Genomic DNA, 11662 nt, shown 5'->3' with positions numbered 1-11662 from the left:
AGACCAGAAGTTACCCCATCTGTTTGCTGAAGGGAATCTTGAAGATCCTTCTCTTCTGTATGTAGCGTCTAAATAATATTTGTTAGAGAAAGAATAGTTAAATAATCCTAAATAAGAACCAATCATCCAATCTGTATACGCTCCATAAGCATCAAGAATTGTACCTGCTGAATCTAAAGTTTGTAAGTTTCCAGTTACAAATCCTTCACCTTCAGCACCAACATAATTTGTTTTGTTTTTTTGGTACTCTTGAATTAAATTAAATTCTAAGTTATGGTCGTTTCCAATTTGAAATTTATATTGTAAAGAGTTTTGAGTAACCCAGTTAAATCTTTGAGTATTCAATTCATATAAATATCCTCCAGTATCAGCATCATCACCATAATCTTTATCACCATATTGTTTGTAATCAGAAACAATATAATCAGCAGAGAACTTTGTTTTAAAAGTTAAATTCTCTAGTATTTTCCATGAAAGATCATTATTTGTAGTTAAACGAGTTGTAACATTTTGATAAATGTTATTCTCCATTACGTATAACGTATTGTATAATGGTAAATCATCTCCTAAATAATAACTTCCATCATCATTATATGCAGGAAGGTAAGAAGGCATAAAATATTTTGTTAAATATGGATTTGAGAAATAAGCACTGTTATCTAAAAATCCATTTTGTGTCATTGTTGAAAAAGAGTTTTTAGTAGAATATTTTATTTTATCACTAAAATCTTTTGTCAAGTTCAATTGACCTGTAATTCTTTCAAAATCTACTCCAATAACTGTAGCTTCAGAACTATTGTATCCAATAGATGAATAGAAATTATAATCATCACCACCACCACGAGCAGATAAGTCATATGTTTGAGAGATAGCATTATCATTAGAAATTAAATCTCCCCAACTTGTGTCTGTAACACCATCCCAAGCAGAATAACCAATAGCCTCTGTAAATAATTCATCCCATTGAGAAGCAGTAAGTACTTTATGTCCTTCAACAGCGTTGTTAGACCATCCGTAGCTAGTACCAAAGTTAAACTGTGTTTTACCAGCTTTACCGTTTTTAGTTGTAATTACAATTACCCCATTAGAACCTCTAGCACCGTATGCTGAAGTTGCAGACGCATCTTTTAATACAGTTACACTTTCTATGTTGTTTCCGTTAAAAGAAGCTAAACTTGATAAGTTAGAAGTTTCTGAATATCCAGAGATATCACCATTAATCATTGGAACTCCATCAATAACATATAAAGGCTCATTGTTAGAAGTAATAGAACTTACCCCTCTAATTCTGATGTTTTGAACAGATCCTGGTGTACCTGAAGTAGAAGAGATGCTTAAACCAGCAACTTTACCTTGTAAAACTTGGTCAACACTAGTAACTGGTGTTTCTGCTAAATCATCTCCAGAAATTTGTACTGTAGAACCTGTTAGCTCGTTTTTACCTCTAGAGGTATAACCTAATACTACAATTTCTTCAAGTAAATTATCTGCAGAAAGAATAGTATTTATAGTACTTGCTGTTCCAACTGTTTTTTCAGTAGTAGTCATTCCTACAAAACTGAATACAATAACATCTCCAGTTTTAGCTTTGATAGAATATTTTCCATCAAAATCTGTTTGCGTACCATTTTTTGTACCTTTAATTATAACGTTCACACCAGGTAGTGGACCACTTTCGTCACTAACCGTCCCGGAAATCGTCTTTTCTTGTGCAAAAGTTATTTGCACCAGTAACACTAGAATTAGTGTTAAAATTCCATTAAACTTTGTTTTCATTATATAATTATTTGAATTAAATTTCATCGCAAAAATCTTAAATTAATATTAAAATACCTAATATTTTGTTAAAAACTGTTTCTAATGGTCAATTTTTGTATTACAAATTGTATTAAATATTTAATAGTATTTAATTAATTTCGCAATGGAAATTCATAAAATGCATTATATTTTTGAAGTTTATTTGAAATATGGCTGTATTAATGCGTAAAATTAATTTCTTTAACAGTATGTTAAAATAATAATAATTATAAAATTTTATTAAAAAATGTGTAAGTCTGGTAAAATAAAAGGATTATTTAGTGCGATAATTCCACAATCCAATTACCTTTTACTAATATTTTAAAGCTAAACTCTACGGTTGTGGAGGTTCCTCCCATACTATTTTGTATCTCATAATTCATATCGCAAGTAAATGGGTATGTTGTAATATTTTCGAAAATAGCTTTTCCTTGATTAAATATTAAATTTCCATTTGATCCAATTATGTTTTTTGGAATTGGTACACTCATTCCTTTATTTTTAATTTGTATGGTAACCTGATTAATGTCGTCACCAATTTTGCGAATCATATATCTTTGAACCGATATTTTTTTAATTACATCGTATTCCTTTACTTTTTTTAGACCAATATATTTATCATTTTTCCAAACACCTTCTGTAATTGAATCTTTACCTTTTATAGTTTGTGTAAATTTGCCCTCTCCATTTTTCATTCCTTTTTTCCATTCCCCTGAATAAGTACTACCATCCGCATATGTAATAGTTCCCGTACCGTTTGGATAACCTTTTTTAAATTCACCTTGATAGGTGTTGATACCAGTTGCAATTCCTTTACCATTTGCTAAGCCTTTAGCACAATCACCTTTGTATTCTTTGTTAATGTCAGCTTGTAGTACTTTGCAGTTTTCTTGAGAATAAGTAGGGATTGCTATAAGTATTATAAGTACGAACGAAATAAATGTAAGATTTTTCATAATAGTTTTTTAAAAGAGGTTTAAATTTAAGTAATTATTATTACAAAGTTTAATTTTTGGAGAAAAAAATGGCTTTCCAAAAGGAAAGCCATTTTAATTTTATCTAAAAGAAAGTTAGATTTTTGTTACTACAAAAGTACTATTATTATTAACAACTTTTAAAATTTTATAAGCGTTTGGAGAATCCCAACTAGATGGACCAACAAAGTTTGTGTAAGGATAATTAGTACCATCAAAAGTTCCAGTAATAGTTTGGGTAGTTCCATCGGGAAAAGCTAAAGTAAACGTATAGTCCCAATTAGTTCCTGTATCCCAATCTAATATACATACATAGTACGTTCCTGCAGGGTCGTCTAACCAAATAGAGTGGTCAATTTCAGGATTCGCACCAGTTGCTCCTCCAGTTCCCCATAGTGTTTCAGGGTAAGTATCTGTATCACTATAAACTAATATATCAAAATCATCATCTGTGTTCCAAGCAAAATTAATTACAAGTTTGTTATCATCTACGTAATCATTTATTTGTAATTCAATTGGTTCAATTACGGTGTCTGGATGCACTAAGTATTTTTCAGCAATACCTAAAATTTCAATTTGAATTGTTAAACTCTCTTGTCCTTCAATTTCGTAATCTTCGTAAATTTCAATTGGTAATTGAACAGAAGTTGTATAAGCAGCTAATGTTACTGCCTCAGCTAAATAATCATGGTCGTCAGCTGTTCCTCCAACTGTTGGAGTAAATGTTACTGAACGCTCAATTGGCTTGTCGAAAGTAATTGTATAAATTACTGTTTCACCTTCACTAACTGTACTACTAGAAATATTAGATGTAATGGTTACTGTAGGCTTTGTATTAGGACTTATTATTTCACTTACGTCTTGCTCTGCTGTTTCATAATCACAAGCAGTGAATGCAAATAGAAGTAGAAAAAGCCCTAATAAATTATAGATTATATTTTTTTTCATTTTATTAAAATTTAATTATTAAACTATTGTTTAACATAGGTTGTATAATATACCCTATCAGAAGTTGCAGGTGGCACAACAATTGTGTATTCCATATATATGTTACCTGTTGTTTCATCTACATATGATGCTCCAGAAACACCTTGTACCCAGTTAGAATACAAATCAACCAGATTTTGACCAGGAATAGTTATAGCCCCACACACATCATAAAATGTAAATCCTGGAGTTCCGCCAAGAGCAGATTGTGACCAATGTCCAACTTCTGATGTTCTATACTCTCCAACACCAGTTTTTGTAAAAGTAACTGAACGTGTAGTTGTACTTTGGTAAGCACCATTTCTCCAATATTCAATTGTTTCAGTATAAGTTCCATCTAAATTTGAATCACATGCGTAATTTAAAGTTACCGATACTGTTTTACCACTTGCAACAACTGTATTTTCTCCTGAAGTTGCAGTTGCTGTAAGAATTAATATTGGACTTGGACCGTCTAATGGTGCTTCTATACCTTCAGTTAACATAACTATTTGTGCATAGCCTAAATAGTTGTTTGCTTTTGTAAGCGTTGTAGTTGGATTGTCAATTCTATAATGTACACCTTCTATAGCTGTTGAACCTGATGCAGCTCCAAAAGTTACAGTTACATCATTTGTTAAATCTAAAACAGTAGGTCCAGATAATTTCATTTTTAAATCGACTGAGTATTCATCGCCACTGGCTATTTGAGATACATTTTCACTTGAATTTGTAAAACCTGCTACATTATTGCCTTGGTCGTTTAACTCAAGGCCTGTTTCATCATCAAAGCAAGACGTTAAAAACGATATGCTTAGGATAAAAATTAATATATATTTTATGTTTTTCATAATTTTCTATGTTTTAAAATTAATTAGCCCAAAATATTTTTGCAGTAAATGCATTTGGTTGGGTTGGTACATTTGCTCCATTTGATGACAATTCACTTGCAGGATAGTATAAACGTACAGGTCTATCAGTAGTTGATGCTTGACTTGATATAGGTAAATTAGAAGGGTATCCCGTTCTATTATAATCAAACCATGATTGTTCTGCTGTTAAACCATTTGTAGCAATCCATTTTTGAGTGATAATGGCTTCTAATTTGTTAGAAGATTTTGACCAACTTACATTAGCAACAGGTTGTGCATAATATCCAGAAGCGCCAGAAACACCTAAATAATCAAAAGAAGCTTCTATACCACTTTCGTAATAGCTTTGAGCATCTCCACCTTGGTTTAATATTGCTTCCGCTTGGTTAAAATAACTTTCAGCTAATGTAAAAATACATGCGCCCATAGATTCGCTTTTAAGAAGTCCAGGTCCAAGATTTGAAACATTTTCTGGAATATAAGCATCTACCACAGGAGTATCATAATCTAATAATCCTTGAACAACACCTAAATGACCTGTTGAAGGTTTTTCATATAAATAATCAATTCTTGGGTCTGCTGTATTTTGTAAATAAGAAATTATATAATCAGTTGCACAAGTTGCTTTACTAGTTAAAGTAACAGTGCCAGACTCATCTTCTCCATATAAGTTCCAAAAAGGGTTTTGTTTACCCGCATCTAAAGAATATCCTGGATTTACCAAAACATCGCTAGTAATAAATCCTTTACTTTGAGCAAAAGCTTCTGTGATAGCTGTAGTATTTGATGAACGAACACCTATTCTTAATTTTAAGGTATTTGCGAAACGAATCCATTCATCCATATCTCCACCAAACATGATGTCATCATCTCCTGGAATAACAGTAGCTTCAGTACTATTGATAAGATCAATTGCAGCTGTTAATTGCACAATTAAATCACTATAAATAGTAGCTGCATCGTCGTAAACAGGTGTTGCATTGTCTTTTCTTAATAATGCTTCAGAATAAGGAACATCTCCATAAAAATCAACTAAAAGTTGAAAATGGTATGCTTTCATTATCATTCCAATTGCTTTATAGTTATCATATGATTCATCTAATTCTGTTAAAATTTGATATTGTTTTAACGATTCATAATATGAAGTAGTAAAAATTGCAGAATAAAATGATGAAGTTACATTGTATTTAAACTCATCAGGATACCAAGCAAAACCATCAGCTTGACTCCAGTTATACATTAACATGTTTCCAAGTGTATTAGCTCTTCTACCACCAGCATCGCTACCTTGAATTAAGTTTGCGGTGTATTTTTGGGCAACCGGCAGAACAAGTTCTGGCGTTACCACCGTAGGGTTGTTTGGATCAACATTTACATCCAAAAAATCCTCGCAGGAAGTTAATAGCATTATAACTATTAACAAATTTGCATATTTTATTATATTTTTCATTTTTCTTGTCTTTTATTAGAATTCCACATTTACATTAAATCCAAAAGATTTTGTTGGAGGTGATTGGAAATATCCACCAATACCAATAGCATTACTATTTGTATTATTAAACTCAGGATCTGAGAATCTGTTCTCTTCTGGTAATTTGGTGAAAAGATTTCTACCAATTAAACCAAAAGTAACTTTAGACAGCTTTGTTTTAGTTAAGAATGCTTCTGGCAAACTATAGCTTAATGCTACTTCTCTTAATTTTAAAGCTGTTGCATCTTTTACATAGTTAGATTTTACATCGTTATAAACATCTGTCCAATAACTTTGGCGTCCACCTGAAACTTGAACATTGGTGTTTTCAACATAAACTCCAGGGCTTGTTTCAATTACTGAATTAGGAATCACAAAATCTTGTCTGTTTGAAGAAACACTGGCAACAGATCTACCAGTAAATTCCATAGCATCTGAACCTTGTTCGTAATAAACGTGTCCTGTTCTATAATCTAAAGTACCACTAAGTGTAAGTCCTTTGTAAGTAATAACTGAATTAACACCTAATATGTAATCTGGAGTAGTTTTTCCTAAACTCTTAAGCTCCGTTTCAACTAAAGGATGACCACTAACTCCATCTACAATAACTCTTCCATCTGGATCATATTGGTATACATTTGCTTTTATTTGTGGAAATGCTTCACCAACTACAGCGTAAATTCCATATTGTCCTGTTGTAGAAATGGCAATTTCATCTAAACCATCTTTTATTTTATTCACAACAGTTTCTGAACTACTATAGTTAACATTTACATCCCAACTAAAGTCATTAGATTTTAATACTGTAGCACCTAAAGTAAGTTCAATACCATTACCTTCAAGCTCTCCAATGTTAGTTAAAAAACTAGTTGAACCAGATGCAACAGAAGGAGTTGTAAAAGTAATTAAGTCTGATGTAATTGTGTTAAAATAAGAAGCATCTAAAGTAATTCTGTTACGGAAGAAACCAAGATTTAATCCAATCTCATTTGTGTTAATTTTTTCTTTTGCAATATTTGCATCAATAGAAGTATTTGTTAACTCAAAACCATTTATACTTCCATAAGGGAATCCATCAGATTGAAAATAAGCTTCGTTAATTCTATATGGATCTAAATCTGAATATACTGTAGAATTACTGAATGTAATTTTACCGTAGCTTAAAATGTCATTATTTTGTAATGCTTCAATTGCATCTGTAAATACAAAAGAAACCCCTACTGAAGGATAAAAATAGCTGTTGTTGTCTGGATTTAAAGTTGAAGTCCAATCATTTCTACCGGCTAAGTTTAAAAATAAATAATTGTTATATCCAAAAGTTAAATCGGCAAAGAAACCATAATTTCTTTTTTCATAACCATCGGCAGTTGTTTCTGGTGTTCCTGTACCGTTTGATATGTCATAAAAGTCAGGAATACTTAAATTATTAGCTCTAATTAAGCTTGTTCTGTATTTAGATCTGTAAACGTTTGCTCCAACAATAGCTTTTAATGTAAAATCGTCTGCTATATCAAAGTTACCACTTAATAAGGCGTCCGCATTATAAATTGAGCTTTGGAATTCGCTATCTTCAACAAATGATGAAACGGCACCTGCAGCAGGTTGTAAATCTGCGTTATATGTTTGTGCAGCTCTCCAGTTTTTACCACTTCCCCAAGCATTGTTTGCAGAAATTCTTCCAGTAAAGTTTAACCATTCTTCAATATCCCAAGAAAGGTTAATGTTACCAACAAAACGATTTGATTCATCAATGTTTCTGTTAGTGCCAATTGCCCAATATGGATTTTGGTAATATGCATTAAAATAATTATCTGCATAACCATATGATAATGGGTTTTGCCAATCTTTATAGGATGTTAAAGGAATGTTAGTTGCGGTATTTAAAATAAACCAATAAAGAGGTCTGTCTTGATCTCCAATAGTACTACCAACAACATCAGTCTCATCAGTAAAGAAACTTGTACTTGCAGTTAAAGTAATGTCATTAATTTTTTTACTAGCATTTACTCTAAAAGTATTTCTTGTATAAGAATCATCTGGTACAATACCATTAGATCTTTGATCTCCAAAAGATACATAGAATGAACTATCTTCATTACTACCACTTAAATAAAGTGTGTTGTTAAAAGTTTCCCCAGTTTGGAAGAAATCTAATAAATTATTTTTTATTGGAGCGTAGGCAACCATTTGAGTTTCTAATCCATAATCTGAAGGAAATGTTGGTCCTATTTGACGAATAGTTCCGTCAAAACGTGGTCCCCAGTTTGTATTTTCAACAGCGTCATAAGCACCTTCCCATCCAGTTCCGTATTCAGATTGGAATTCTGGCATATAGGCAACAGTTTCAGCAGTGTATGAAGTATTAATACCTACTATAAGTTTGTTTCCAGATTTACCTTTTTTAGTAGTTACAATTAAAGCTCCGTTCGCAGCATTTGATCCATACAAAGCGGCAGCAGTTGCTCCTTTTAACACACTAATTGTTTCAATATCAAGTGGGTTTAAATCGTCAAAAGCACCTTGTGTAGAAACAGACCCATCAATTACTATTAACGCACTATTGTTTCCACTAACAGAACGCAATCCACGTAAAATAATTTGTGAGCTAGGGTTTACTCCGTTATCCTGAACGTTTATTTGTAAACCTGCAACTTTACCAGCTAAAGCAGAAGCTGCTCTTGTTGGATTAGCGGCAGTTAACGATTCGTCAGAAACTTTTTGAGTTTGATAAGTTACCTCTCGTTTTTCTCTTTGGATACCAAGTGCAGTTACAACAACTTCTTCAAGTGCTTCGGCATCTTCCTTCATAACAACATTTATTGTGTTTGAAGTACCAACCGTTTGTACTGTTGTAGACATTCCCATAAAACTAAATTGAAGCACAGCTCCAACTTTGGCTTTAATTGAATAATTTCCGTCAAAATCTGTTTGAGTACCAGTTTTGGTACCTTTAATAATAACTGTCACGCCTGGTAGAGGTCCGCTTGCATCGGAAACTTTACCTGTAACAGTTTTTTCTTGGGCAAATGATATTTGCACCATTAACGCTAATAAAAGCATTAAAAAACCATTAAACTTTGTTTTCATTATATAATTATTTGAATTAATTATGTCAAAAATCATAATAAAATCTTAATATTCCTAGTAATTTACCGTTAAAGTGTTAAATTTTGTTAAATAAAGGTAAATTACTATCAAAATATGTTAAGAAAATCGTGAAAAAATGCAATTCGTAAATTTTACGAATTATGCATTTTGCTAAAAGTAATATGAAATTTTTAAATGAACTTTTGAATTGTTAAATTGGAAAGGTAGGTCTGAAGTTTTTCCTAAAGCGTAGCTTAAATTTGTAGAACTCTTGTTTGTGTTAAAAACATATCCAATACCTAAGGAATATAAATTTGAATTCATCTTTAACAGATCATTTTCCATATATCCAATGTCTGAAATTGAATAAACATTAGAGAATTCATTTAATTTATAGTGGTATTCAAAATTTGTGATTGAGTATTTTGAGGCAGAAATTGCCAATTCATCAAAACCTCTAATAGAAGTTGCACCTCCAATTTTATATAACTCATTTTCAAAAACAGTGTCTGAAAATAAAAGTTCAGTTTGATGTTTGAATGAAATAAAGTTTCTTGAATTAAGGTTAAATAGATAGTTACTTGATAAGGCAAAATTAGTTTGTTGTGTGTTTTGACTGTCTGAATTTCTATTCCCTATTAAATAACCTATTTCTAAGTTAAACGGATTCTCACTTTTTATTTTTGTAGTATAAGAATAGGAAATTCCAGCCCATTTTTTTTTGAACTCTGCAGTGGTGCTCGAATAATCTTGAGAAAGGATGTTAGAACTTTCGCTTTTATATTTTCCATTAACAGAGTGTTTCTGATTTATGCTATAATTTAAATTAAGTGATGAATTTACGTTTACATACGAACTATCTTGCCTAATAATAGAGAATTGAAAAGTAGGGCTGAATTTAGTATTATATATATATGGTGTAAAAAACCGAATATTAAAAGTCTTATTGTCGTTACTATTACTTTTCCAGTTTATCTCAAATTCTTCTCCTTTGTTAAAAATATTACTAAGCTCAATGTTTAAATTTCCTGTAAAATTTAATTTATTGCTGTTTTCATCATTTGAAAACCCAATAATGCCATCAAATTTATTTTGAGATTTTTTTTTGGCATACATATAAATAATGGTTGAATCTTTTAAAAATAAAACTTCGGGTGGTTTTATTTGTGAAGCATAGTTTAATGAAGCTAATTTTGAACTTAATAAATTTAATGTTTTAATATTGAATGTGGTTGTGGGTTTAAGCTTAAAAACTTGTTTAATTATTTTTTTAGGAAAATCTGGATAACCGTCAATTATTATTTTATCAACCGTTCTTTGTTCTGAAGTTTTAATATTTAACGAAGTGGTTAATATAGAATTTTGTAAATTAAATTTTGTTAATGAAACCTCGGTAAAAGAATTTCCGTTCAATTCAAAATAATTAACAATAGTGTTTAATATATTTTCAATTTCCGATATGGAAGCTGTAAAAAAGAGTGGCTCAAATTTTATATTTAATTGTTTTAAAAATGAGTTAGGTAGTATATTGTTTGGATAATATACTCTTACAGAATCTATTTTTTCTTCAATACTAATATTAGATTGTATTAGTGTATCGCTTACTATAGTGGTTTTATATTTATTGATGAGTCCAATTCTGGCTAATTTATCAGAAAATAATTCAATTTCTTGAAAAGCAGATTTCTTCGAGTCATGCACTTTTTTGTACAATAAAATGTGCTGTTGATGCTTTGGAATACTGTCTAAAACCTGAATTTTTAATTCAGTTTTTTGAGCTTTAATTCCAACAATAAGGAAAGCATATAAAAGTGCAAAAAAGAGTGATTTTAAAAAATATTTCAACACAATAAATTTTCGATGTGAATATACATTATTATTTTATGTCGAAATCATTAAAAATAAATTAATTACAAGTTTGGTTAACAAGAATTTATTTGTACATTTGCAAACTCTTAGAAAAGAGCTAAGAAATTTTATAAGTAATATAATAACAAAATTTTAGTATGCCAACAATTTCGCAATTAGTACGAAAAGGAAGAACCAAAATAACTAAGAAGAGTAAATCGGCTGCTTTAAATTCATGTCCTCAAAGAAGAGGGGTTTGTACACGTGTTTACACAACTACACCAAAAAAACCAAATTCAGCAATGCGTAAAGTTGCAAGGGTAAGGTTAACAAATGGTAATGAAGTGAATGCATACATCCCTGGAGAAGGTCATAATTTACAAGAGCACTCGATAGTATTAGTTAGAGGTGGAAGGGTTAAAGATTTACCAGGAGTTAGATATCACATTGTTCGTGGAGCATTGGATACTGCCGGTGTTAGTGGAAGAACACAACGTCGCTCTAAGTATGGTACAAAAGCACCTAAAAAGTAATTAAAAAACTTTAATGTAAAGACATGAGAAAAAGAAAGGCGAAAAAAAGAGTTCTTTTACCAGATCCAAAGTTTAATGATCAATTGGTAACACGTTTTGTGAATAACTTAATGT

8 protein-coding genes and 1 pseudogene are annotated in these 11662 nt (G+C 31.0%); 2 read left to right on the top strand and 7 right to left on the bottom strand.

The features are described 5' to 3' along the window. The 7 genes from ABY298_RS11750 to ABY298_RS11720 form a co-directional block, all read right to left on the bottom strand. Positions 1 to 1776: SusC/RagA family TonB-linked outer membrane protein (locus ABY298_RS11750; protein WP_372746250.1), on the bottom strand; the 1776-nt coding region annotated here is incomplete at its 3' end. Positions 1777 to 2075: 299 nt separating this feature from the next. Beyond that, entirely contained in the window at positions 2076 to 2753 is a 678-nt protein-coding gene (locus ABY298_RS11745) for a hypothetical protein (RefSeq protein WP_372746249.1), read from the bottom strand. A gap of 114 nt (positions 2754 to 2867) precedes the next feature. Continuing rightward, a complete protein-coding gene (locus tag ABY298_RS11740) occupies positions 2868 to 3719 on the bottom strand; it encodes a hypothetical protein (protein WP_372746248.1) in 852 nt (283 codons plus the stop codon). 23 nt (positions 3720 to 3742) lie between these two features. Then, entirely contained in the window at positions 3743 to 4588 is an 846-nt protein-coding gene (locus ABY298_RS11735; RefSeq protein WP_372746247.1) for a hypothetical protein, read from the bottom strand. A gap of 19 nt (positions 4589 to 4607) precedes the next feature. Next, on the bottom strand, positions 4608 to 6059 hold the full coding sequence (locus tag ABY298_RS11730; RefSeq protein ID WP_372746246.1) for a SusD/RagB family nutrient-binding outer membrane lipoprotein: 1452 nt from the start codon (positions 6057 to 6059) through the stop codon (positions 4608 to 4610). 15 nt (positions 6060 to 6074) lie between these two features. Beyond that, a complete protein-coding gene (locus tag ABY298_RS11725) occupies positions 6075 to 9167 on the bottom strand; it encodes a SusC/RagA family TonB-linked outer membrane protein (protein WP_372746245.1) in 3093 nt (1030 codons plus the stop codon). 171 nt (positions 9168 to 9338) lie between these two features. Then, on the bottom strand, positions 9339 to 11012 hold the full coding sequence (locus ABY298_RS11720) for a hypothetical protein (protein WP_372746244.1): 1674 nt from the start codon (positions 11010 to 11012) through the stop codon (positions 9339 to 9341). Positions 11013 to 11173: 161 nt separating this feature from the next. Between ABY298_RS11720 and rpsL the strand changes: the two genes are divergently transcribed. Both rpsL and ABY298_RS11710 read left to right on the top strand, forming a co-directional pair. Then, entirely contained in the window at positions 11174 to 11548 is a 375-nt protein-coding gene (gene rpsL / locus ABY298_RS11715; RefSeq protein ID WP_305605853.1) for a 30S ribosomal protein S12, read from the top strand. A gap of 23 nt (positions 11549 to 11571) precedes the next feature. Next, positions 11572 to 11662: pseudogene (locus ABY298_RS11710) on the top strand (30S ribosomal protein S7); the annotation flags it as partial.

It is taken from the genome of Lutibacter sp., from assembly GCF_041596795.1.
Classification (GTDB): domain Bacteria; phylum Bacteroidota; class Bacteroidia; order Flavobacteriales; family Flavobacteriaceae; genus Lutibacter.
Note: the sequence above shows the minus strand (reverse complement) of the source record. Positions and strands in the feature narration are given on the sequence as shown.